Here is a 26080-nt window from a genome sequence, read left to right as displayed (position 1 = left end):
GCATACTGTCATTTCCATTGTAACAAACACCTCTTCTTATATAGATTATGTTTCCTAAATATTAGCTAATATAAATACTTTCAAGCTTTTGTCAATTTCTTTGGCCGGCTCAATTATGTGATGGGAAAATCAAAATAAGTGTTTGGATAAGGTTCGTGTTTCAGTGTGTAATGCCACCACTCGCAATCGTATGAAACAAAACCGCAGGCCTCCATGATAGAATAAAGGTATTGACGGTTTCTCGCTTCGACTTGCGTGATTCCTTTTGCTCCATGATGTGAGACTGAATCCATCAAGTCAAAATCGCCACCCATTGGAACAAGTTTACCGGTAGCTAAATGATAAAGCGTTAAGTCAATTGCGCTGCCCCGACTGTGGCCCGACTTAGCAGCCACATATCCTTTTTCAACTATCTCGGATTTCCCAATATTCGGATAGTGTTTTAGTTTCGTCTGGTCATCTTCCGGCTGTTTTGACCAGCGCAGAAAACAATCTACGGCGCATTGAGGGCGATAGCCATCCCAAAGAAGCAAGCCAAAGCCAAAGGATGCGGCTTTTTCTCGTGCTTTTTTAAGGGCTGCGCACAAAGCTCTCGTACCGACAATTCGATTGACAACATATCCGTCCACCGGTTTGCCGGTAAAATTATCCCATGTGGCGTATTTAGCATCCCAACGGATTCCGGGTACAAACTTGTCTACAAAGACAAAATCATTTTTCATCATCTTTCTCCTTTCAATGTCAACGACACAGTCCGGTCGATCACTTCGGTAAGCGGCAACCCTGCGGCTGCCATCATTCTCGGATAACGGCTGTATGAGGTCATACCGGGCAAAGTATTAACCTCGTTAAGTATTACTTTTCCATCTTCCGTAAGGAACATATCCACCCGCGAAAGTCCCCTGCATCCCAAGGCGCGATATACGGCTTTTGCTGTCTCCTGAACGCCCAAGCGCGCCTCTGCCGAAATGTCAGCAGGAACGATTACTGTTGAGTTTTCAGAACCGCTTTCAGGCTTATTCTCCTGATGGATTCTGAAAAAACCATTAGATAGACAAATTCTATCTACCTCGCCTACAATCAGATCCATATCGTTCCCTAATATCGCGCATCCTACCTCGCTGCCGACGATAGCCTCTTCAATCAACACCTTCGAGTCATACTGTCTTGCGGTTTCCACTGCACTCAGCAATTCTTCCTTTCGACATACCTTACTAACGCCGAAAGATGAACCCGAACGGGCCGGCTTTACAAAGACGGGATAAGTAAGCTGGTCGACATCAATATTCTCGTTCGCCGTGACAGTCCAGAAATTTGGCGTAGCAATTCCCGCGTTTCTGGCAACGATATTAGCAAGGGATTTGTCCATACACAGAGCAGAACTTTGGATGTCGCAGCCTACATAGGGGATGCCAGAAAGTTCCAACAAACCTTGCATCGCACCATCCTCGCCAAGTTTGCCATGCAGAACTGGAAACACCATATCCAAACGGATCGTTTTGTATTGTCCCTGCTCCAGAACAAGCAATCCGTGTACGCTTCTGTCCGGTGACAGCATAGCCGGACGGCAACTGCCGCTTTCCCAATTTGCGTCAGGGTATTGACAAAGCTTCCAAACACCATTTTTCGTAATCCCGATATAGAACGGTTCATACTTTTCGATATCAAGATTTTTTGCGACCTCTTGCGCAGATTTAACGGAGATGGGATGTTCTTCTGAACAGCCTCCGAATATAATTGCGATTTTCAACTTATCCATGTTAATTTCTCCTTTCAAATTTCAGGCAATTTATAATAGTATTTTCAACAGTATCGCTCAAGGCGTGTTCTGTGTAATAGGCGGTGTGCGGAGTAATAAGCACATTCGGTAGTTTTTGTAACCTCAACAACAGTTTGCTTTCAATGGTTTTTTTTCTGTAGTCAAAATAGAATACTCCTTCCTCTCCTTCAAGGACATCCAACGCCGCACCACCTAGTTTACCGCTTTTAAGCGCTGGAATAAGAGCTTCGGTATCAAGAAGTGAACCGCGTGCAGTATTGATAATAAACGCGCCTTGCTTCATCTGCTCGATACGTTGACGATTAAAAAGATGGTTTGTATCCGCATTAAGTGGTGTATGGAGCGTTACAATATCGCTCTGCTGTAACAATTCATCAAGAGGAACGTAATTGGCAGAGGTTATGGGGCGGTGGTCATAGGCTAATATGTGGCAGCCAAAGCCCCGCAGCCTGTCCATAACTGCTGCGCCAATGCGTCCCGTTCCAATTACCCCAATGGTCATATCGCGTAATTCTTTCCCGCGTACATCATTCAATCTGAAATCATGAATATCTGCACGGCTGATAATGGATTTTGCATTTCGCACCGCCATCAGCATCAGCATTAATGTGTAATCAGCCACGCTATCGGGGGAATAAGCGACATTTTCAAAGGAAATGCCAACGCTCTCCGCGTATTTTACATTAATATGGTTATATCCAATACTTCTTGTGGAGATATACATTACACCGGCTTGGCTGAGCGCAAGAAGAATGGAATTTGTGATTTGCGTTTTATGACCGACGCTGATGCATCGATTTCCAAATGCCAATTCAATATTAACTTCAGATACCTCTGCATCTGTGATAGTTGGCATAACACCAAAGCGAGGAGCCATCTCTCGGAACAAAACGGCCTCGTCCTGTCCGCATCCATAAATTGTAATCCCTACTTTTTCCATGATTTAGATTTATCCTTTCATATTATATTCTTCTTTGCTTTTATCGCATACTATTTCAAATTAACGTAGAAGTAAAATCTTTTCTTCACTCTACAGTTTGCAAGTAAAAATAGAAACCTTTGCATGATCTATTCTCTTTTCATCTCCAAGGCCCCCTTTCTGAAATTATGAAAGCCTGTCCGATTCGACAATTTCATCTTATCGAATTAAGACAGACTAAATTGGAATTTTAGCTTATCAAAATCTTAATAAATTCTTATGAAGACCTTATTATTTTCCCATACTATTGTATACAGCTAATGCATCGGTAATATTATACTGTTCCGAATGGTGATCTCCTCTTGCATCAGCTGAAATCAGAATATATTCTTGTTTACCTACTTTGGCGAGACTCACGAGACATAGACCGGCCTCATCGGTATATCCAGTTTTTCCTCCTAAATAAAACAACTCCTTATTCTGTGATGATATTATTCAACCACAGAACAAGGAGCTATGTTGGAATTCCATTTTATGAAATTCTTAAGATTTTCTTATGACGGAAGTTTTACTGTAAATGTAGTATTATCAATGTTACTTTCCACAGAGATTGTTCCATTGTGGGCCGTGACAATTTCTTGTGCTATTGCCAAACCTAGCCCTGCTCCACCAGTGTTTGTGGAACGTGCAGAATCTAATCTATAAAACTTTTCAAAAATAGTTTCAAGCTTTGCTTGCGGGATTGGATTTCCCTGATTAGTAAAAGTTATAACAATATTTTTGTCCTGCTGTTTAGCAGAAATGTCAATGACGCTGTTTTCATAGCTATAGGCTATCGCGTTTTTCAGAATGTTATTGAACACACGAGCCAGTTTGTCTGCATCTCCCCACAGAGTTAGGCCGTCAGGCACATTGACTGACACCTGCTTTTCCTGCGGAGTCAGCATTGGATAGAATTCGTCGGCCATCTGTTGGAGCATGAACAGTAAATTAATTTTTTCTTTATTCAAATCAATAGTTTGAAGATTAAATCTTGTGATCTCAAAAAACTCATTTATAAGCTGCTCTAATCGATAAGCTTTTTCCAAGGTAATACCGACATATTTTGCCTTCTGTTCAGGAGGCATATCAGAAGCCTCATCCAGAAGACTTAAGTATCCTATAACGGAGGTCAGAGGTGTCTTTATATCATGAGCCAAGTAAACTACCAAATCATTTTTGCGCTGCTCGGCATCAAGTGCAGCTTTCTTTTGTTTTTCCAAGTTGTTTTTTATCTGATTAAGCTTATTTTCCATAAAATCCAATTCTGGTGATAATGTAATTTCATCATTGGATTCCTCAGCAAGTCTATCCATTCCGGCACTGACCTCATCAAAATACTTGGTAAACCAGGAAACTGTAAATTTAAGTAATATAACCAAGAATATTAGAATCACAAAAAATGTAATAACGCTCATATTATTAAGAAATGCATACCGATAAATTTTCACAGCATCGCTTTCACCCAATAAAAACGTATTCATAAAAAAACGGACAATGCTATCACTAACACTAAAGTTTCTTTGAATTACAAAGCGCAGGAAGATAACAGTTGCAGACGCGGCAAAAATAATAAGGAGCATTTGAAAAAATACTTTCCTTTTTATTTTTGTATAATCATTCCTTCTTTTATCTCTCTTACTTTTCAATTTTATAGCCAACCCCCCATACCGTTTTGATATATTTAGGATGTTCCGCACTGTCCTGCATTTTTTCTCTTAAATGCCTGATATGAACCATTACCGTATTATTACTGTTAGTAAAATATTTGTCTCCCCATACCTCATGGAATAATTCTTCCGAACTTACCACTCGTCCGCGATTGGAGCAAAGGACCCAAAGAATTGAAAACTCTGTAGGAGTGAGCGATAGCTTTTTTTCATTCAAGGTACATTCACGGGTATCCATGTTTAATACCAAGCCGGAAAAAGCAATCAAGTGTTCTTCATGGTTTGGCTTTGCAGAATTATATTTGGTAAATCTCCGGAGCTGCGCCTTGACACGGGCAACAAGCTCCAAAGGCCGAAACGGTTTTGTTATGTAATCATCCGCACCTAGTGTCAATCCGGTAATTTTATCAATTTCTTCTTCTTTAGCAGTCAGCATGATAACAGGGAAATTATGATTTTCCCTAATTTTCTGGCAGAGCGTAAAGCCATCAATATCCGGCAACATGACATCAAGTATCGCAAGCTCTAACTGTTCCGACTCAACACACCGGAACGCATCTTGACCGTTATAAAATTTGTATATTGTAAAACCTTCATTTTTTAAATAAACCTCAATTAGATCCGCTATGGACTGCTCATCATCTACAACCAAAATATTGATACTCATAAGTCCTATCCCTTCTTCCTGATTAAACACTCATTATTATTATAGTACTGCAAAACAAAAATTTATATCATAATAATTTTCTTAATAAAACCTTAAGGTTTTATTAATATAGGCTTTAATCTATTTCCAATACTAACATAAAGGACTACCATATAAGTTGTTATTTATGATATAGCTTTTTCCGTATCTTTATCAAAAAAGTGAAGTTTATTTGGATTTAAAGCTATCTTTAAGTTGTCTCCAACTTTAGCCTTAGATGTACTATTTACTCTAGCTGTTATGTTTGCTTTTCCTTTAGATAAGTATAAATAAGCTTCTGACCCCATAAGTTCAACTAATTCAACATTTGCATGAACTACAGCATCTTTATGTTCAACTATAATATTTTCATCATCGTTTATATGTTCATGCCTTATACCCATTACCAACTCTTTTCCAACATAACCTTTTTGCTTTAATACTTCTGCCATAGTATCAGGTAATACTATACTCTCTCCTTCAAATACAGCTATTACATTTCCTTCCTTCTGTTCTAATTTAATTTGAATAAAATTCATTTGAGGACTTCCTATGAAGCTTGCTACAAACATATTTATAGGATGGTTGTATATCTTTTGTGGCTCATCTACTTGTTGAATTATCCCATCTTTCATAACTACAATTCTAGTCCCAAGCGTCATTGCCTCTGTCTGATCATGTGTAACATATATAAAAGTTGTATTAAGTCTATTATGGAGTTTTGAAATTTCTGTTCTCATCTGAACTCTTAATTTAGCATCAAGGTTTGATAAAGGTTCGTCCATAAGAAATACCTTTGGTTCTCTAACCATAGCTCTTCCCATGGCAACTCTTTGCCTCTGGCCACCTGATAGAGCTTTTGGTTTTCTATCAAGTAAATGTACTATATCTAGTATTTTAGCCGCTTCTCTAACTTTTGTATCTATTTCATTTTTAGCAATCTTTCTTAGTTTAAGTGCAAATGCCATATTTTCATATACAGTCATATGAGGATATAACGCATAGTTCTGAAAAACCATAGCTATATCTCTGTCCTTAGGTGCTAAATCATTTACTAGCTTATCGTCTATATATAATTCACCTTTTGATATTTCTTCTAATCCAGCAATCATTCGAAGTGTGGTAGACTTACCACAACCAGATGGACCAACAAAAACTATAAATTCCTTATCTTCTATTTCAAGATTGAAATCTTTTACCGCAGTAACATCACCTGAATAAATCTTATGTACATGTCTCAATTCTAAACTTGACATCTTAATCTACCTCCAAAACTTTATTCTTCAAAATCTAATATCATCCAAAGACAGTTCCTTAAAAGAATCTATAACAAAATTTGCTCAGTTTAACATTTCAGCTGAACCTACCCCAACACTATACATTCCCACTTCAATGCCAGCTTGTGCATCTTCAAAAACCACGCAATTTTCAAGTAACACATTTAATTCTTCAGCACCCTTTAAGAAAACTTCAGGATGTGGTTTTGCATTGATTATTTTATTTCCATCAATGATAGCATCAAAATGAGAGACTAAACCTACACTCTTTAATATAGTCATAGTGTCCTTGCTTACAGAACCTATAGCAGTCTTTATACCTTTATCTTTAACCATTTCAATGAATTCTTTTACACCTGGTAATACCTCTTTATGAGCCATTTGCGAAATATATTCTACATACCAGGCCTAATACCAACAAACATGTCATGAAGTTCAAAGTAGCATTAGAAAACCAGTAAAATAGCCATTTTTAAATATTATTTATTATTATTTTTTCTCAATATTTTTAGAAATGCATATCTACATGAAATCGTTGATATTACTACGATTTAAATTTTACTTTGCACTTGGTGACAGCTATGCTGGTATTAGGCCAAGTAGAAATAGAAACATTTTCATGATCTATTTTCTTTTCATCTCTGAGGTCCCCTTTCAGGAATATAAAAGTCTGTCCGATTTGGCAATTTCATCTTACCGAAATCAGGCAGGAGATGTTGGAATTTTTGCTTATCAAAATCTTAATAAATTCTTATGAAGAACTTATTATTTTCCTATACTGTTGTATACAGCTAATGCATCGGTAATATTATACTGTTCCGAATGGTGATCCCCTTTCGTACCAGTTGAAATCAGAATATATTCTTGTTTACCCACTTTGGCGAGACTCACGAGACATAGACCGGCCTCATCGGTATATCCAGTTTTTCCTCCTAAATAAAACAACTCCTTATTCTGTGATGATATTATTCAACCACAGAACAAGGAGCTATGTTGGAATTCCATTTTATGAAATTCTTAAGATTTTCTTATGAGGTCAGCTTTACTGTAAATGTAGTATTTTCTGTGCTGCTTTCCACAGAGATTGTTCCATCGTGAGCCGTAACAATTTCTTGTGCGATTGCCAAACCTAACCCTGCTCCACCGGTGTTTGTGGAACGTGCAGAATCCAATCGGTAAAATTTTTCAAAAATAGTTTCAAGCTTTGCCTGCGGGATTGGATTTCCCTGATTAGTAAAAGTTATAACAATATTTTTCTCCTGATGTTTTGCAGAAATGTCAATGATGCTGTTTTCATAGCTATAGGCTATGGCATTTTTCAGAATGTTATTGAACACACGAGCTAGTTTGTCTGCATCTCCCCACAGAGTGAGGCCTTCGGGCACATTGACGGACATCTGTTTTTCCTGTGGAGTCAGCATTGGATAGAATTCATCGGCCATCTGCTGGAGCATGAACAGTAAATTAATTTTTTCTTTATTCAAAATAATAGTTTGAAGATTAAATCTTGTGATCTCGAAAAACTCATTTATAAGCTGCTCTAATCGATAAGCTTTTTCCAAGGTAATACCCACATATTTTGCCTTCTGTTCAGGAGGCATATCAGAAGCTTCATCCAGGAGACTTAAGTATCCTATAACGGATGTCAGAGGTGTCTTTATATCATGAGCCAAGTAAACTACCAAATCATTTTTGCGCTGTTCGGCATCAAGCGCGGCTTTCTTTTGTTTTTCCAAGTTGTTTTTTATCTGATTAAGCTTATTTTCCATAAAATCCAATTCTGGTGATAGTGTAATTTCATTATCGGATTCCTCAGCAAGTTTATCCATTCCAGCACTGACTTCATCGAAATATTTAACAAACCAAGAAATTGAAAGTCCAAAAAGGATAACTAAAAGTATTATCATTGCAACAAAAAGGATCATGTCCATATTGTTGCGAATCACTAACTGATAGATTGTCTGTGCGTCCGAATTTTCAAAATTAAAAGCGTTGACTAAAAATCGAACGATACGATCTCCGATCTGTCCACGTAGGATAGAGCGCACTAGATAAACAGTCACAGTATCAGCAACTGTAATCAGAAGTATTTGCGAGAAGACTTTTCTTTTTAGGTTTGTATAGTTACCCTTTTTGTTATTTTTCAATTTTATAGCCAACCCCCCATATGGTTTTGATATATTTAGGATGTTCTGTGCTGTCCTGCATTTTTTCTCTTAGATGCCTAATATGAACCATTACCGTATTATTACTGTTAGTAAAATATTTGTCTCCCCATACCTCATGGAATAATTCTTCCGAACTTACCACCCGTCCGCGATTGGAACAAAGGACCCAAAGAATTGAAAACTCTGTAGGAGTAAGTGATAGCTTTTTCTCATTCAGCGTACATTCATGGGTATCTATATCCAATACCAATCCAGAAAAGGCAATCGAGTGTTCTTCTTGTTTTGGATCTGCAGAATTATATTTGGTAAATCTCCGTAGCTGCGCCTTGACACGGGCAACAAGCTCCAAAGGTCGAAAGGGTTTTGTTATGTAATCATCCGCACCTAGTGTCAATCCGGTAATTTTATCAATTTCTTCCTCTTTAGCAGTCAACATAATAACAGGAAAATTATGATTTTCCCTAATTTTCTGACAGAGAGTAAAGCCATCAATATCCGGCAACATGACATCAAGTATCGCAAGCTCCAACTGTTCCGACTCAACACACCGGAGCGCATCTTCACCCTTATAAAATTTGTATATTGTAAAACCTTCATTTTTTAAATAAACTTCAATTAGGTCTGCTATGGACTGCTCATCGTCTACAACCAAAATATTGATACTCATAAGTTCTGTCCCTTCTTCCTGTTTAAACATTCATTATTATAGTACTGCAAAACAAAAATTTATATCATAATAATTTTCTTATGAAAACCTTAAGGTTTTATTAATTATTCCATAAAATAATTACTTTTTATAGATATTCTCAACACTGTTACCAGTGCTAATCTCTTCTACTACTTTATATAAAGTCGGCTTTGTTATGTCAAACATATCACAAATATCTTTTATTAGCGTATTCTTTTGTTGGTATAAATCATATATAGCCTTCTTTTTTACGTCATCTAGTTTAGGCTTTCTGCCACCTTTTTTCCCTCTTGCCCTTGCAGCTTCCAATCCCTCTTTGGTTCTTTGACTTATTAAGTCTCTTTCAAATTGACTTACACCTGCAAATATTGTAAACATTAACTTCCCCTGTGGAGTTGTTGTATCCATCCAGCTTTCCTTTAGACTTTTAATATTTGCACCTTTTTTTTCTATCAGCTCAACTAAACTAAATAAATCTTTTGTACTCCTGCTTAATCTTGTAAGATCGGCTATTAATATAACATCACTTTTTCTTAATTTATCCAATAGCCTATTTAATTCTGGTCTATCTGCTTTTGTACCAGTAATTTTCTCTTGGATAATTTCCTCTGCCCCTGCTGCTTTTAAGGCATCTAATTGTCTATTTAAATTTTGTTCAACCGTAGATATATGAGCATACCCAAATACCATATTAAACACCGCCCTAAATTTACTATTCTTATACCATAACAGTAAATTAAACGACATTCTTTGTCAATATTTTTACTTTGTTTTATTTACTTCTTATTTTACTTTATTAATTGAAGTTGTTTACGATATAGTTATTGTCAGATGATTCAGGAGTAACTTCATGACGAGGTAACGTATTTCTTAGAAAGTTTATTAGTAAGTTTTTAGTTTGGTGAAGTGTTTTTATCAAAATTTTATTAAATCTATGCTAACCCTGCCTAATTTTAGGACGGGGTTATACATTTTTAAGGTATAAAAATAAATGACACAGTTGTCATCCTACAATATAAATGTACATTTGTGAATAAGCTCATCTAAGCTAACGCGGTGCGTTAGTTGAAGAAGAAAGGACATAACATATTTTATATGACTAATATGTTATGTCCTTTAATTTACCTACCTTTTTTCAATTTAAGTCTTGATAAGTAATATTCACTGCGGTCTTTATAAACTATTAGTTTATAAACATAGTTATATAGAGAAAATAATACTTAAACGTAATTATATTTTAGAACTTTCTTCTCATAACCCACTTTGAAGCAAAAAACAATATAGCTAGCATACCAATCGTAACTATTCGCGACATAATAAGATATGTGCCTGTGGATATAGTAATCGCCATAATAACGTGAATTATTGCATCAAGTAGTAGTGCTGATCCAAATACCACAGTGATACTGGTAACTTTTCTATTGATTACAGGATTACTAAATCGCTCTGGATCACCAATCTTGAATTTCTTTAGTAATAGTATCATTAATGGCTTTCTTATGACCACAGAGATAAGAAAACTAAATCCCACAATAGCAGATATCATCGGGTGATAGAGTTTTAACGGTAGAGAACCTCCTCCCGATAACGCAGAGACAGCAATTGCGATAGAGAGACCAAGGATAGCTATTATACCAACCCAGTTAACTTGGCTTCTCCATAGCCATAGAATTATAGTCCATATTGCCGGGATAACTCCAGCAACTTCAAGGGCGATGGTGTCGTTAGAAAAATTATCACGTAAAAGCGCGTATAAGAGCAACGGGACAAGCCAATTTACAATAAGTTTTGGAATTAATCTTTTTACCATTCCATTAAAATGTTTATTCATTCGTTCCTTATGCGTCATTTTATCACATCCTTTGTTAAAGTTATCCTTCTATTTTTAATCTTTCATTTTCCAAAGTGATATGCAATTTACTAGAGAAGTCTTCACTGTGATTTACATAGCCTAAATGATTTCCGGGAAACTCCACGCTATTTACTTCCAATTGTTCTGCCAAAGCAATTGCACAAAGATATGGAAAGGAATTTCGTGAAGCACCACCGCCACCTATAAGAATTGGCATCGATGTAGTCTTCAATATAACCTTTAGTCTTTCGAGATCCAACAAGTGACGTCTAATTGCTGATGCTTCATGCATAACGAAAAATCTCATGTTGCCAACCATACGTTCTATTTGCTCGGCATTTGGTCGGTAGGATGTATTGCTAGTGTTGTCCATTCCCAGAATTGAAGCGAATTGCTTAATAGCCGGAATGACTCCCTCACGACGACCGATATTCTCTAGATTTTCTTGGATTTGTCTTGCTTGGACTTGATCATCTCCAGACAAAAGATGAGTTAATGGTGGTTCGTGTGCAATCAGTATACTTATCTGCTCAGGATGTCTCATAGCTAAATCCAGCCCGATGATAGCTCCAGAACTGCTTCCAAACACGTAAGCCGGTTCATTGGTCAGTGCAGTTAGCAGTCTGTAGGCATCTTCACTATGCGTTTCTATCTGATACTTTTCAGCTACATTTAAAAGTTTGCTGCGTGAATGACCACGTCGGTCATATGTTATGACTGTGTACTTGCCTGAAAGATGTTCTGCTACGCCGAAGTAAACATCGGCGTCACTATTTCCGCCGTGGATCATAAGAAGTACCGGGCCTGAGCCGCGCACTTCATAGTAAAGACTAGCTCCTGGTACAGATAATATTCCTGTTTTTTTAATGCCCATTTCAATACTCTCCTCTTTATCTTATTCTTTTTAAAATAGCTTAATATTGTTGTTTTTTAAATAAGTAATGATTGCACTCCTTAAAAATAACATAGTCGCTTCTTTCAAATGCTTGACATTCGATGGCCAGTTATCATCATTTATAATTACAGTGGACATGTTTTTAATCAATTCAGTATCTCCTTTCGTCAATGACATCATCATATTCCACCATCTACTTGCCAGCTTTTGTCCTTTCACATCTTGCGGCTTTTCATTTTGTTGATATAGTTCAATAAGTTCCGCAGATAATGCTTGTAAGTTTTTGTTGAATTCAATTGCAGCTTCTTCGCTTGCAAAACAATTTGAGAAATACTCCATCTGATTTTTGCTAATGTGCCTAATCAGGAAAGAATAAGGATTACCTAGCTGGGTCGACTTCATAATGACAAATAATCTGTCGATTCCAATTTCAGAGCCTAATTTAATCTCATCTATAATCTTATCCATCTGATTTACGGTTTCTTGGATATGAGATATCTGCTCAATTAGCATTTGTTTTTGTTGTTTAAGCATCTGTTCCAGCTCTGAAGTCGATTCAGTAGGAAGTATGCTATCACGTATTTCCTCTAGTGAGAAGCCCATCGATTTTAAAAAAACAATCTGCTGCAAGCGTATAATATCGCGCCTACTGTACATTCGTCTTCCACCCTCACTGTATTCACTTGGGACTAAGAGACCTTTTGTATCATAATATTGTAAAGTACGCACTGTTACACCGCCCCTTCGAGCAAGCTCACCTACTGTAAGTAATTTGTCTTTGTTATTACTCATACCCTCGCCTCCTCTAGTTTTATTATATTATGTTACGTGACGTCACAAACAAGAGATTTTATTAATTATTTTCTTTAACTTTTTAAAAAGTATTATAGTTTATTGAATTTACTTATTTTTACATGAAATTTCGACCCCTAAAGCAAAATTCCCTCAAACCTTCTAGCCTGAGGGAACATAAAATGTACTTAAATATTTACTTAAAATCCTTTTTCGCACACTACTTATTAAATACCAATAGCATCATGTCTACTATATGAATCAAAAAACTTATTGATTATATAGAGATTGGTATGTAACATGCTTACTTCTTCATTTGATAATTCTAACCTTCTTATTCTTCCCAACCTTTAGTAACAAAGTCATCTGATATATGTAACTAAGTTTGGCTTCCTGTCAGCCACAGCAACCTGTTCATCCTTTTTATATCCGATTATAGCCGAATAGTACGACATCTGTATGCCATAGTTATATCCTAAACTAAATAAAAACACCTAGAGAATAATTTCTCTAGGCACTTTATCTAACTGTTTGCATTAATAATTTTATAATAAGAGTTTACTGTTAGAAAATAATATATCATATATATAACTGTGTATGCACTGATAGTTATGATTATAGGCAATGTTAAATTTAATCTCATGATTCTAGATAAAAGTGTTGATGCCACTAAGCTGTGCATTATTCCAATTGCCAGCGGCAGAGCAAAGACTATAAATATTTGTTTGCTTATAGAAGTCTTGATTTCTTTGTTTGTTACCCCTATGTTTCTAAGAATCTCATACCTGCTTTTATCATCATTAGCTTCAGATAATTGCTTGAAAAATATTATACTTCCGGTGGCTACCAAAAATAATAGGCCTAAGAAAGCACCGATAAAGATTGTTATACCTGAAATGCTAAGTCCTCCCCTATATTCTGAATAATATGATGAAAAAGTTAAAGATTCTTCATTATTTTGTGGAAGTTGCTTCAATAATAGACTGGTAAGTTCATTGTTCAATCCTTCACTATCTTTTTTATTATCAGTAACATAACCTTTGATTCTTAAAGTATTATCTTTTGTGCAATACTTATTATAAATATCATCTGTTACAACAACAGCATTTCTCATCATGCCAGAGTTTGAAAGTGAATAATTCTTAACATCCACAACATTCATAGTGCTCTTCTCGTTATTTTCATTTATTGTAATAGTTTTTTCAGAATAATCATGCTGTGTAGTAAAATTTAAAATTTGACTAAATACAACAGCCTCATTATTCCCTTTTAGTTTCACCTTGTCCTTTAATCCTCTTATATTTGCAATTTCATTATAGTTACTTTCTGATATTATATAAAAATTAGCTGTGATAGGCTTTTTCACCGAAGATGCTTTAGAAAAATCAGGCCAAAGTCCATTTACTTTAATAAAATTCATATCCACAGATGCAATAATTTTATTTTTAGGATACTTTGCAATTATAGCTTCTACCTTTTTATCTAAAGCTTTGTCATTGCTTGCATAAGCATAAGTAAAACCATAATTCTCTTGTAAATTTACCGAAAGCTTATAATAAAAACTTGCAGATACCTCCATGGATGTAAGAGTAGCAGCACTTAATACTGCAATTGTAGCCAAAGTTCTGGCACTAGCTTTAATTCTGTATAACAATTGAGAAGTTCCTATCATATTAATACCTTTGTAATATCTTCTCTTATTTTTCTTTGAAAGCTTAATAATTAATAGTGTTGCCGAAGAAAAGAGCATAAAAGTTCCTATTACCGTAAGTACTAAGGTTATAAGTATTCCAAAGACCGTAAAGCTTGATATTGGTCTAGTATATAACCAATATCCTCCTCCGATTAATAAAACAGATAGTATTGAAAGAAATACTGAAGTCTTTGGTATTCTCTCCCCTTGACTTTCAGCTTTAAAAAGCTCTATAAGCTTAAATCTGTATATAAGACTGTAACCATGTATTGAGGTTATAAGGAATAATATAATAAATACAACAATAGTATTTATTACAGCCTTTGAAGGTATCATAAAATTAATACTAGCTGAAAACCCCATAAGCTTAATCAAAATCATTATAAATAGTTTTGAAAGCAAGCTTCCAATCAAAATACCTGCACCCAGTGCTGCTATACCCATGACAATATTTTCATAAAAAAGCATTGTTCCAATTTGCCTTTTTCTTATTCCAAGAAGAGAATAAAGTGCAATTTCCTTTTTTCTTTTCCTTATAAAGAAAGAGTTTGAATACCAAATAAAAATGGTAACAAATATTGCAATAACTATGGCTGATGCTTTAAATACAGTAGCAAAATTCATTGAAGAACCAACAACCTTTTGAACCTGTGTATTATATTCTATTGAAGTAAATGTAAAGTAAATCATTATGCTGAATACCATAGATGCAAAGTATAAAAAGTAGTTGTAAAAGTTTCTTTTTATATTTTTAAGGGCAATATCAAATAAGCCCATCATTTTTCCACTCCTTTCAAATAAACTTATTACATATCGGCTAAGCCGCCGCCTAAGGTTTTTAGCACATCAAGTATCTTCTGAAAGAACTCTTTTCGGGAACCTCCTCGGACAAGCTCTGTAAACAATAAACCATCCTTAATAAAGATTATTCTTTTGCAGTAGCTGGCTGCAAAGGCATCATGAGTTACCATCATGATAGTTGCTCTGTTGTTTTCATTTAAATCACTTAAAGCCTGAAGCAGTTCGGTAGATGACTTTGAATCTAAAGCACCAGTAGGTTCATCTGCAAGAACTAAAGTAGGCTTACTTATAATAGCTCTGGCTGCTGCAGTTCTCTGCTTTTGACCTCCTGAAATTTCATAAGGATATTTATTTAAAATATTCTCTATACCTAGGCTTACAGAAACCTCCTTAAGCCTTCTTTCTATCTCACTCAAGTTTACCTTAGAAAGTGCTAATGGGAGAACTATATTTTCTTTTACAGTCAATGTATCTAAAAGATTAAAATCTTGAAAAATAAAACCCAGCTTATTTCTCCTGAAAACGGATAACTTTTCTTCATTCATCTTCACTATGTCTTCTCCCCCTATAGTAACAGTACCGCTGCTTGGTTTGTCTATGGTAGAAATAATATTTAAAAGTGTTGTTTTACCTGCGCCAGATGGCCCCATTATGCCTACGAATTCCCCTTCTTTAATATTTAGGCCTATATCGTAAAGCGCGGTGTACACATTCCCTCTTGATCCATAAACTTTCTTTAAATTCTTAGCTATTAAAACATCATTCATATTTAATCCTCCGGTTTCTTTTTTGTTTCTAACTACACTATTATTCTATAAAATATAACTACTTCAATCCATTTTTCTACCTTACAAAACTATATTGATTCCTTACATTTTTGTCACAAAGCACAAAAAAGTGGCAGTGCCACTTTTAAATGCAGTATTTTTATTCTCTTGTGTTTACTCTTTTGAAACCTGAAAGTAATCTAGTAGCTTAGGAAAGATAATTATTACTTTTGTATATTCACCATATGTTGATTCAATTAATATATCATGCCCAAGCTTTCTAGCCAACTTTTTAGAAAGATAGAGACCTATACCTGTTGATTTATAGTTCTCCCTTCCGTTATAGCCTGTAAATCCTTTATTAAATACTCTGTTGATGTCTTCTGGTTTAACACCTATGCCGTTATCCTCTATAATAAGCTTTTGGACTTTATTTTCGGTTAATCCGCAAATTTTAATTCGACCACGTTCAGAAGTATATTTTAAAGCATTAGATAGTACTTGGTCAAAAATAAAGGAAAGCCATTTTTTATCCGTTGTAACCTCTAAATCAGTGTCTTCAATTTCTATGCTTATTTTCTTATTAATAAAAGTTTTAGCCTGCTTTTTTACAGATTCTTTAACTATTCTATCTAATTGAACTTGATTTATAAGATAGTCTTTCGAGAAATCATCTATTTTCGAATAATAAAGAGCTTGTTCAATATAGTTTTCAATTTTATCTAATTCTTCTTCAAGGCTATACAAGGTTTCCTTGTTTCGGGAACTTGAATTACTTTCAATTAATAGCCTACTAACTGCAATGGGTGTCTTCACCTGATGAACCCAGGAAGTTATAAACTCTTCATATTCCTTTTTTTGCCCATGAAGTTTTTGTATTTTTGAACTTTGCTCATTATATAAAGCGGCCAGTACCTCTTGGAAAAGAACTTGTTCATAATTTTTAGGCTTTGGAAGCCGACTTATTATTTCATCTCTTTCACTTTCTATAATATCAGATAGACTTTTATAATAACTTCTATAATAAAAATATCTTGTTATCAAATAAATTATAAAAAAGGCTGAAGAAACTAAATTTATGTATAATATGTTTCCTATACTTACTTTAACAGGGCCACCCAAATAAATGACCAGAGATACAAATATCATAAGCAAAACATAGTAAAGTATTGAAAACTTTCTATCTGCTAAAAATTTGGTAAATTTCATGAGATTACATACCCTTGACCTTTCTTTGTTTGAATATAATTATTAAGCCCTAAATCCTCCAGCTTTTTTCTGAGTCTATTAATATTTACAGTTAAGGTATTGTCGTCTACGAAACTCTCATCTTCCCAAAGAACTCTCATTATGTTATCTCTGCTTACTATGTTCCCCTTATCCTTCATAAGAGTGTAAAGAATTTTAAATTCATTCTTTGTAAGCTCCAATTTTTTATCGTTAAATAAAACTGAACTATCCTTAAGATTAAGAACTACACCGTTATGTTCTATTATATTGGAAGAAGCATTGGTGTAATTATAAGTTCTTCTTAAAAGTGCATTTATCTTTGCCATTAACACTTCTAGTGAAAAAGGCTTCTGAATAAAGTCATCTCCTCCCATATTTATGGCCATTATTATATCCATGTTAGTATTTCTAGAGGATATGAAGATTATTGGAACTTTTGAGACTTCTCTTATCCTGCTGCACCAGTAAAATCCATCATAAGCAGTAAGATTTATATCCATCAAGATAAGATGAGGCTCATATTTTGTAAACTCATCAAATACGTTATTAAAGTCCTGCACGTAAGATCCTTTAAATCCCCATCTCTGAATATTTTCTAAGATTATTTCTCGCATCTTTTGATCGTCTTCCACTATCATTATTTTAAACATAATAATCATCCTCTCAATTGAAACGCTAAGTAGTTTAGAACTGATGGTTTACACTTATTAAGTTACCCGATAAAGCTTCAAGGATATCATAAGGATTTATTAAATAAAACTGAATTCATATTCCCAGTCATTGCCTATAATTTTTACTTTATGCTAATAGAAATTAAACTTATTAAAAATGTTACAGCAGAAAGTATCAGAGCTACAATTAAGATTCCAGTTAATAAAATATTATATTTTATTAACTCAATAGCTAATATGTACTTTGATAAATTTAAAGCATTGAGTATAAATAATATTAAAAATATAACTGCAAGCCCTCTAGAAGCCCCCTTTATATCAGCAAAACTCAAAGATATATGTGATGATATGCATATCGCTATAAATAAAAATATATAAAAGTATGGATTTTTAAAGTTACTTAGCGAGAAAATAACCTTTACTAGCCCTAAATAAGAATTTATTATTCCTTTAATCGTACTTTCATTTAACACTGTAACGTTCAAACTTTTAATTAATATACTAATAAACCTGTTATATGCCTGTGGTATTATAAAATACATTAAAGTTATTATAGAAAAAATACCTCCAAATATAGGTGCTATGCCTATAAAAAAATTTCCTATCTGTTGATAAATACTACGTTGGTTATAACTATGCTGTACATATCCCATTATTCCGTCTTCATCTGGTTTTTGAAGCAATTTCATTTTTGTAACATTATGTCCAAATAATAAAGCAAAGATAGCATGGCTTAATTCATGTATTGGAACACCAATAACTCCTGTTACCATTAATGCTTTGCTACCAAAACTTCTCTGAAAATTTCGTATAGAATTATCTCTTAATACTCCAAGGAATAATCCAATCAAAATAATCATACCCGTAAGATACGCTGTCTCTATACAAGTTCTGATTAACAATTCAATTACAAATGCCATTATGCGTTTTCACCCTCCGTCAATAATTACAGATTCTCAAATTAAAATTTTCCCTCTATTTCGCCAGTTTTCAACCAACGTCTTACATTTTATCACTGTATTTAAAATAAATCCAGTCAGTCTCTTACTACTAATTCAAAGAAATTTTCAAACTTTGGACACATACGAAATTTCTTAATTGTTAACATAAAAAACTCCTTAATAACCCTTACTGCTTATTAGTATAATAACATAATTGGACAACACCTGAAGAAAAGCTTTTAGTACTAACAAGTCTAAGTCCTATCCTCTCCTTTATATCAATGAACAAAGGTTTCCCAGCTCCTAAAATGACAGGATGTATAGATAACCTATACTCATCAATAAGTCCCAAACTTATAAAATCTTTTATAATACTTGCTCCACCATATAGCCATATATTCTTACCATTCTCTTTCTTTACCTTTCTTACTTCTTCCTCTAAATTCTTATTTATCAACATGGCATTGCCATTAACCTCCGTTAAAGTTTTCGAAAAAACATATTTCTTCTTGCTATGTACTAGTTTCCATATTTCTTTTTCAGTATCAGAAATCTCATCTTGTGGAATATATTGTCCCCATAAATCATAGCTTTTTCGTCCATAAAAAATAGTATCAATCTCATTTAGGAAATCATTAAACCCCATTTCCGGGTCCATAACACACCAATCAACTTCACCTTTAGGACCTTCTATAAATCCGTCCAAACTTACTGCTAAATCTAAAATTATTCTTCTTGACTCATCTTTAAGCATACTAATGTACCTCCTATAAAATATTACTTTAAATCTTTGGTTCTAAAGTTATTGAAAATTTTGATCTTTAATTTCGGTTATATTTAAGGATACCCACAAATTCTTTACATAAACCGATTTCTCCTTGGCCTTTATTTATTAAAAAAACTAGGCATCAAGCCTAGTTTGACATGTACTCACTATATCTTTTTAACAAACTCGGACTTTAAACTCATAGACCCAAAACCATCAATTTTACAATCTATGTCATGGTCTCCGTCAACCAAACGTATATTTTTCACTTTTGTACCCATTTTTACTACCAGTGAGCTTCCTTTAACTTTAAGATCTTTTATTACTGTCACGGAATCACCATCATTTAAGATATTTCCATTTGCATCTTTTATAACCTTTTTCTCCTCACTGTTTTCAGCTTCTGATTCTAAAGTCCACTCATGAGCACATTCAGGGCAAACAAAAATTCCTCTATCTTCATAAGTGTATTCTGAATTACACTTTGGACAATTTGGTAAATTAGACATATTTTCAGTTCCTCCATTCACTATTGTTAGTTCTAAATATATAAGAATTACCTCTAACTTACCCATTACGACTTCGTGAGAATAGCGACGACGAGTTTAAAATCTACAAAAATGCATAGGTAGTTTCTTATACGCTTATATACTATCATAATCTTCTTATTTTTACAAATTCCTCTGCAAAACACTCTGTTTCTACCTTTATTGAACTAAGGTTGCATTAAATGTCTTTTACCCAAATTGATTTAAAGCTGAATAATTATTTTTCATAAGCCTTTTTCAATTCAGCAATATCAAATTTTTTCATTTTAAGAAATGCTTCAGTTACCTGTGATAATTTTGTAGCATCCTTTTCCTGCATCATATCATTCATAACAGCTGGCGTAATTTGCCATGAGAGTCCATATCTATCTTTTAGCCATCCACATTGTTCTGCTTCTGGAAACTCAGATAATCTATCCCAATAATAATCTATTTCTTCTTGTGTATCACAATTCACAAGAAATGAAATGGCTTCATTAAAAGTAAAATCGTGCTCATAAGCACTGTCCATAGCTGAAAACACTTGATTTTCCAGTGTAAATTCAGCATTTCTAATAGTGCCAGATTTGTTTGGTGTATCATCCTCACCGTATCTAAGTACATAATCCACTTTCGAGTGTTTGAATATATTGGTGTAGAATTGAATGGCTTCTTCTGCCTTTCCATATTGTTCTCCAACAAACATTAGTGTGGGTATTATTTTTTGCTTAATCTCAAAATCATCCATATACATTAGTTGCCAAGAAAGACCATACTTATCAACTACCCATCCATATTTTTCACTAAACATGTAGACGTCTAAAGGCATAAGTGCTGTACCAGTTTCGACTAATTTCTCCCATAGAATTTCAGTCTCCCTAATAGAATTACAGAGGATTAAAAATGATATCGCTGGTGTAAACTTAAAAAATGGACCGGCGGATAGTAGCATAAATTCTTGTCCTGCAAGCTCAACTGTGATCATTTCCACTGTACCCGAGGGTGTATTATTAAGGGTAGTTTTATTCTTTAATTTTGTATTCTCAAATATGGACATATAAAATTTAGATGCCTCCTCAGCCTCCTTATCAAACCATAAGTGTGGAATAATTTTTACCATGTTGACTTCTCCTTTCATTTGTTAGTTTTAACTTACCGTTAAAGTTAAGATTCTCGAAGAACATGATCTATTCTAACAATTATATTTTATTATTTTTTTAATATTTTATGTGGATTCTTAAATAGTTTGAAACGAAAGTCGAATTATCTCCCACCTCCTTCTTTCCTAAAACATCTAATATTATCTTACTATTTTTTAAAATAATGGTTAGGGTTTACAGAATAGTATTTAGTAGTATAATTATACTAGTATAGAAAATAAAGGATATATAAATTATCATTTAGATAATGAAATATATATTTTTCAGCTTATAATAATGAGCAAAAGAATGGGGGATTAAAAAAATGATTAAGAATAAAAAAATACTGACTGTACTATCAACAACAGCTATAACTAGTTTATTAATAGCTGCAGCAAATTCTACAGTACTTGCTAAGGCTTCATCTATAGCCATAGGTAGTAACGATGGCAAAATATATGAATATCAATATGACAAATTAAAATCGTCAGCTGTGTCATATACACTTAGAGGATCAAACGATCTTGGCGCTAAATTATATGATGATTTCTTACAAAGGAAGACAGGTATTAAGGCCTTTTATGATGATGTAAGAAAGTCCTATGTAGACTACGATATAATATCTAAAGAAGCTATTTCCGCGACACTAAAGGGCACAACTTTTAACTTTCAATCCTTTTTGGAATCTACTACTACTCCAACTACAACAATATCTACCAATTATGTCACTACTGATACTAGCGGAAACCTATTTGTTAACGACCAAATATCATCAACACTTGTAGATATGACAACAGTACAATGCAGTAATCCAATAGATACATTTTCAACACTTGTATCATTCAAGTTATCTGTATTAGATTCACAGAATTATAATGTAACAGTAAAAGGAAAAGCTGCATCATTGGATACTACAACTGGAAAGTTCACAGTATATGTTGAGGGTAAATTATTAGCAACAGATATAAAAGCTTCAGATTTTACAGTTCAGATTAAAGATTTATCAACTACTAAGCCTTTGGTGGAATCTGTTACTGTAATTGATAATGAAACTATCCGTGTAAAATTCAGCAAAGATGTTAGTTACATGTACGCTACAAATGTAGAAAATTACAAATTGTTAGATAGCCATAATACAGATATAACTAACCATATAGATGCAATATACAATGTATCTGGCGAATCAGATACTGAAGACACTGATACATACAAAATCAAAATGAAGAAATACAACCCAAGTAATACAAATGATAATTGGACATTAACTGATCTTAAGTACCTATTAACAATAAAGAATATAATTGATACAGAATCTATACCTAATACAATGGATGATTACACATGTACTTTAATTAGCAGTAATTATTCAGCTCCTAAGGTAACAGGAATATATACTTCAGCAAATAGAGATAAAGTTATTGTTTACTTTAGCGAAGCTATGAACGTAGATACAATTACAAATCAGGATAATTACAGGTTTATAGATGGAGAAGGTAATACAAAAGTACTTCCAGTAGACACAACTATATCAGCTGGTGGGGACAATAAAAGCGCTATAATATCTTTTCCATCAAATTATCTAATTGTAACAACAGGCAGAACGACTAACGGTAAGTATACTGATGTGACTGCTTTAATAGTTTCCAACGTCAAAGATGAATCAGGAGATGTATTAGATGGTGTGGCATATGCTGACACAATTAAGTCACCATCATCAACCGGAACCATTGTCAAGGATAACTCAATCAAAGTTTATTACGATGGAGATGATTTTAAAGTTGATCTTGCATTCAGCAGAGCACTAGATGAAATAAATGCAAGTGACTTTTCACTAGGTGGAGTACACCCAAATAGTGCAACTATTTTAGGAGACAAAGTAACTCTTACATTTAAAGACGGCGCAGAGCTTACTAGTAATGATACAGCTCCTGCAGTGACCTATCTTAATGGAAAGACTAATAGCAGTCCAACTAAGATAGATGCTATAAAAGCTCAAGGCCAAAGTGCAAAACTTGCTATTAGAGCCACTTTTACAAAGGATGAAACTGGTTCACTAGTTTCCACAAATGACGATGGAAGTCCAGCAACTCTTTCAACGGCTCAGTCTACAATATACGATTATCAAGCAGCTCCAAAAACTACTTCCGATTATTGGAGTGCAGTTAAAGATTCAAATGGTGTAAAAGTTTATATAACATTTGATACACCACTTGATGTAAATAGTGGTATAAAAACTGATGATTTGTTATTTATAGGCATTAATGGAACAAATGTAAAAGCCGATTCTGTAACGATATCGGGAAATACTCTTACATTTTACTTTAATACTACTAACAAATATTATGCGTCACTTATAGATGCAATTGATGTAATAGTTAAACCTACTGTATCAATTAGAAGTATTAAGGATGCAGATGATAACTACGTTAACTATACGCCATCATCTGATGACTTAAGAAGAAGAACTATAAAAATAACACAATAGTATAGTGTAATAAAGCCATGTAACTTTTGAAAGCAATTTAATTTTAATGAGTTGAACTTTTCATAGTCTGGTCTTGTTTAAAACACAGCCATAGTAATAATCCTACCAAAAAAGCTAGGATTTCTGATACTGTCAATGACCATATGAGACCAGACAACCCCCAAAAGGTATTTGCTAAGAGCATTATAGGAATTATAATTAATCCCTTTGCTACTGACATAATTCCCGCTTCTTTTTCTCTTCCAATTCCTTGAAAAATTCCTATGAACAGTCCTGAAAGACTTGTAAATAAAGAGGATAGCAGCATTGCTGTAAAAATTAAGCTTCCAATGCTTATAACTTCTATATCCCTACTAAATAACTGAAAAACCTGCGTACGGAAAACCAGTAAAGTTACAGAAATTATTATAATTAGAACTGTAATATAGAAGGCTGTAGATCGAATAATTTTAAACATCCGCTCTATGTTTTTGGCAGTGTAGGAATAAGCGATAAGTGGCACTACTCCCATAAATAATCCCATACCTATAAAATCAGACAACTGCACAATCCTTTGTGAAATACCGAAGCCTGCAACTACATAATCTCCATAATTCATTGAAAGGTTATTAAATAATAGACCGGAAGTAATTAAAAACACATCAAGTAATAGAGCTGTTACACCTATTTTAAAAATATCTTTAGTTATATCTAAAGTAGGTTTAAATGATTTCAATGAAACACTTAGTGTTGAGCCTTTTTTTTGAATATAGAAAATATAATAGACTACAGCACAAAGATTCCCTAATACTGTGCCTAATGCTGCTCCCATAATATTTAAGTGACATGTAAAAATCAAGATAGGATCTAAGATAATGTTTGCTACGACACTTACGCCCATTCCATACATTGAAACTGTAGAGGCACCTTCTGAACGGACCAACTGCTCTAAAACAAAGTTTGCGATTACAATAGGACTCCCAATAGTAAAAACAAGGATAACTCTCTCAGTAAATATTGTGTTATTCCCTTCCGCACCTAGCAATTGTAGTATTGGCTGAAGAAGTGGAACACAAAACATTATTAGTACTAAACCGGTAATCAAACTCATAAAATAGGTCACAGACGATACCTTTTTAGCTTCTTCAAGCTTTTTCTCTCCCAAAAGTCGTGAAATATAAGTACCTCCTCCAGTTCCAAATAAATTTCCAACAGCCATAAGAATGGTTGTGAAAGGTAATGCAAGAGTAATAGCTGACATCATTTCCGTGTTATTGAGTTTCCCAATAAAGAAAGCATCAATAATATTATAAAATAAATTTAGTGACATTCCCAGCATCATTGGCAATGCCATATGCAATATGGCCTTCCAAATAGACGATTTTTCAAAATAATATAAATCAACTTGTTCCATTTAATTTTCCTCCTAAAACTTGCTAAAGTAGCTGTTACTAAGGTTTTATCTCTATCTTGTTTCTAACGACTATGTTTATGACCTTCATTAAAAAAGTCAGTTCCACCGGGGAAATTACTTTCTTCTATCATTCCATGATACTCTTTACGTAAATCATCAACATTATCGCCAGAATTTTGTTCAATTGAATTTATTAGTTTACTCATCAAGGAAGAAAGCTGACTTATTTCCTCTTCTGATAAACCAGAAAATATATTATCAACTAATTCCATCCTTGCTTGCATAACGCTCTTAGCTGACCTGCGACCTTCATCTGTAAGATAAACATTTGATATTCTCTTATCCTTTTCGTTTACACGCCTTTCTACATAACCATTTTGTTGTAGTTTATTAACTAACTCACCAAGAGAAGCAGGTCTTATTTGCAATCGTGAACTTAACTCCTTCTGTGTTAGACCATCTTGTACTAACAACAAGCCTAACAAATGTGTTTGCGCCCGGCTAGCCAAGATTTCATTAGATTTAGTATTCGAATGATGTTGTGCTCTGCTAACAAGATTGGTAAAATAATTTATTTGTTGCAACAATTTTTCTGATGATATATTATACATACAAACTATCTCCTTTTATTTTATTAAGGTACCTTACTATTATTATATTATACTTTGCCACTTTAATTGTCAATACTTTTATTAAGGTACCTTAACTTTTCTATAGATATCTATAGCACCTCCAAATACCGTGTTTTCATCTTCTCTTTTACTTCAAATTGATTATCATATAACTAATTGATATTTTATGGCAGGTATTCATCGAATAAAATTATTTAAGAACAATGTTGTGTAGCATCACATGTACTCATTATAAAAGACATAATGAAAATCAATAAACTATTAGAATAC

General features: G+C 34.0%; 24 protein-coding genes and 2 pseudogenes. 1 reads left to right on the top strand and 25 read right to left on the bottom strand.

The window, feature by feature from the left end; translation table 11 throughout:
- Positions 1-113: 113 nt before the first annotated feature.
- The 23 genes and pseudogenes from vanX to AC0N0V_RS09065 form a co-directional block, all read right to left on the bottom strand.
- Positions 114-722, bottom strand: coding sequence for a D-Ala-D-Ala dipeptidase VanX (vanX, locus tag AC0N0V_RS09175; RefSeq protein WP_474463665.1), 609 nt, complete (start codon positions 720-722; stop codon positions 114-116).
- Positions 722-1759, bottom strand: coding sequence for a D-alanine--(R)-lactate ligase VanI (gene vanI / locus AC0N0V_RS09170; protein WP_474463664.1), 1038 nt, complete (start codon positions 1757-1759; stop codon positions 722-724). Before vanI ends, vanX begins: the two co-directional genes overlap by 1 nt.
- A gap of 1 nt (position 1760) precedes the next feature.
- Positions 1761-2720, bottom strand: a complete 960-nt coding sequence (gene vanH / locus AC0N0V_RS09165) for a D-lactate dehydrogenase VanH (RefSeq protein ID WP_474463663.1) — start codon at positions 2718-2720, stop codon at positions 1761-1763.
- A gap of 270 nt (positions 2721-2990) precedes the next feature.
- Positions 2991-3161 (bottom strand): annotated as a pseudogene (locus tag AC0N0V_RS09160) (D-alanyl-D-alanine carboxypeptidase family protein); the annotation flags it as partial.
- Between the two features lie 92 nt (positions 3162-3253).
- The gene (gene vanS / locus AC0N0V_RS09155) at positions 3254-4399 is read right to left on the bottom strand and encodes a vancomycin resistance histidine kinase VanS (RefSeq protein WP_474463662.1); all 1146 of its coding nucleotides are present in this window, start codon (positions 4397-4399) and stop codon (positions 3254-3256) included.
- A complete protein-coding gene (vanR, locus tag AC0N0V_RS09150; protein ID WP_474463661.1) occupies positions 4377-5075 on the bottom strand; it encodes a VanR-ABDEGLN family response regulator transcription factor in 699 nt (232 codons plus the stop codon). The genes vanS (AC0N0V_RS09155) and vanR (AC0N0V_RS09150) overlap by 23 nt, the downstream gene beginning before the upstream one ends.
- Before the next feature lie 164 nt (positions 5076-5239).
- Positions 5240-6349, bottom strand: coding sequence for an ABC transporter ATP-binding protein (locus AC0N0V_RS09145; RefSeq protein ID WP_474463660.1), 1110 nt, complete (start codon positions 6347-6349; stop codon positions 5240-5242).
- A gap of 84 nt (positions 6350-6433) precedes the next feature.
- Positions 6434-6751: an HAD-IA family hydrolase gene (locus AC0N0V_RS09140; RefSeq protein WP_474463659.1), complete on the bottom strand. Its 318-nt coding sequence runs from the start codon at positions 6749-6751 to the stop codon at positions 6434-6436.
- Positions 6752-7135: 384 nt separating this feature from the next.
- Positions 7136-7306, bottom strand: a pseudogene (locus AC0N0V_RS09135) (D-alanyl-D-alanine carboxypeptidase family protein); the annotation flags it as partial.
- A gap of 92 nt (positions 7307-7398) precedes the next feature.
- Positions 7399-8529 (bottom strand): vancomycin resistance histidine kinase VanS, encoded by a 1131-nt coding sequence (gene vanS / locus AC0N0V_RS09130; protein ID WP_474463658.1) that lies wholly within the window; start codon positions 8527-8529, stop codon positions 7399-7401.
- A complete protein-coding gene (vanR, locus tag AC0N0V_RS09125; protein ID WP_474464496.1) occupies positions 8507-9205 on the bottom strand; it encodes a VanR-ABDEGLN family response regulator transcription factor in 699 nt (232 codons plus the stop codon). The genes vanS (AC0N0V_RS09130) and vanR (AC0N0V_RS09125) overlap by 23 nt, the downstream gene beginning before the upstream one ends.
- Before the next feature lie 120 nt (positions 9206-9325).
- Positions 9326-9916 carry a recombinase family protein gene (locus AC0N0V_RS09120; RefSeq protein ID WP_474463657.1) on the bottom strand — a complete coding sequence of 197 codons (591 nt, stop codon included), beginning with the start codon at positions 9914-9916 and terminating at the stop codon, positions 9326-9328.
- 547 nt (positions 9917-10463) lie between these two features.
- Positions 10464-11075: a VC0807 family protein gene (locus AC0N0V_RS09115; RefSeq protein ID WP_474463656.1), complete on the bottom strand. Its 612-nt coding sequence runs from the start codon at positions 11073-11075 to the stop codon at positions 10464-10466.
- A gap of 22 nt (positions 11076-11097) precedes the next feature.
- Positions 11098-11952 (bottom strand): alpha/beta fold hydrolase, encoded by an 855-nt coding sequence (locus AC0N0V_RS09110; protein WP_474463655.1) that lies wholly within the window; start codon positions 11950-11952, stop codon positions 11098-11100.
- Between the two features lie 30 nt (positions 11953-11982).
- Entirely contained in the window at positions 11983-12765 is a 783-nt protein-coding gene (locus tag AC0N0V_RS09105) for a MerR family transcriptional regulator (protein ID WP_474463654.1), read from the bottom strand.
- Positions 12766-13288: 523 nt separating this feature from the next.
- Positions 13289-15238, bottom strand: coding sequence for an FtsX-like permease family protein (locus AC0N0V_RS09100; protein ID WP_474463653.1), 1950 nt, complete (start codon positions 15236-15238; stop codon positions 13289-13291).
- A gap of 26 nt (positions 15239-15264) precedes the next feature.
- Positions 15265-16026 (bottom strand): ABC transporter ATP-binding protein, encoded by a 762-nt coding sequence (locus tag AC0N0V_RS09095; protein ID WP_474463652.1) that lies wholly within the window; start codon positions 16024-16026, stop codon positions 15265-15267.
- Between the two features lie 174 nt (positions 16027-16200).
- Positions 16201-17235, bottom strand: a complete 1035-nt coding sequence (locus AC0N0V_RS09090; RefSeq protein ID WP_474463651.1) for a sensor histidine kinase — start codon at positions 17233-17235, stop codon at positions 16201-16203.
- Positions 17232-17906 carry a response regulator transcription factor gene (locus tag AC0N0V_RS09085; protein WP_474463650.1) on the bottom strand — a complete coding sequence of 225 codons (675 nt, stop codon included), beginning with the start codon at positions 17904-17906 and terminating at the stop codon, positions 17232-17234. The genes AC0N0V_RS09090 and AC0N0V_RS09085 overlap by 4 nt, the downstream gene beginning before the upstream one ends.
- 143 nt (positions 17907-18049) lie before the next feature.
- Complete coding sequence (locus AC0N0V_RS09080; protein WP_474463649.1) at positions 18050-18847, bottom strand: hypothetical protein; 798 nt, start codon at positions 18845-18847, stop codon at positions 18050-18052.
- 208 nt (positions 18848-19055) lie between these two features.
- On the bottom strand, positions 19056-19622 hold the full coding sequence (locus AC0N0V_RS09075; protein ID WP_474463648.1) for a dihydrofolate reductase family protein: 567 nt from the start codon (positions 19620-19622) through the stop codon (positions 19056-19058).
- A 179-nt stretch (positions 19623-19801) separates the two neighbouring features.
- Entirely contained in the window at positions 19802-20143 is a 342-nt protein-coding gene (locus AC0N0V_RS09070) for a zinc ribbon domain-containing protein YjdM (RefSeq protein ID WP_474463647.1), read from the bottom strand.
- Positions 20144-20399: 256 nt separating this feature from the next.
- Positions 20400-21281, bottom strand: coding sequence for a VOC family protein (locus AC0N0V_RS09065; RefSeq protein WP_474463646.1), 882 nt, complete (start codon positions 21279-21281; stop codon positions 20400-20402).
- A gap of 344 nt (positions 21282-21625) precedes the next feature.
- On the opposite strand from AC0N0V_RS09065, the gene AC0N0V_RS09060 reads away from it, so the two are divergent.
- Positions 21626-23785: a cell surface protein gene (locus AC0N0V_RS09060; protein WP_474463645.1), complete on the top strand. Its 2160-nt coding sequence runs from the start codon at positions 21626-21628 to the stop codon at positions 23783-23785.
- A 43-nt stretch (positions 23786-23828) separates the two neighbouring features.
- Here the strand turns inward: AC0N0V_RS09060 and AC0N0V_RS09055 are convergent, their stop codons facing one another.
- Entirely contained in the window at positions 23829-25178 is a 1350-nt protein-coding gene (locus AC0N0V_RS09055) for an MATE family efflux transporter (RefSeq protein WP_474463644.1), read from the bottom strand.
- Between the two features lie 62 nt (positions 25179-25240).
- Positions 25241-25789 carry a MarR family winged helix-turn-helix transcriptional regulator gene (locus AC0N0V_RS09050; RefSeq protein ID WP_474463643.1) on the bottom strand — a complete coding sequence of 183 codons (549 nt, stop codon included), beginning with the start codon at positions 25787-25789 and terminating at the stop codon, positions 25241-25243.
- Positions 25790-26080 lie beyond the last annotated feature (291 nt).

Source organism: Clostridium sp. CS1-1, from assembly GCF_056135525.1.
Note: the sequence above shows the minus strand (reverse complement) of the source record. Positions and strands in the feature narration are given on the sequence as shown.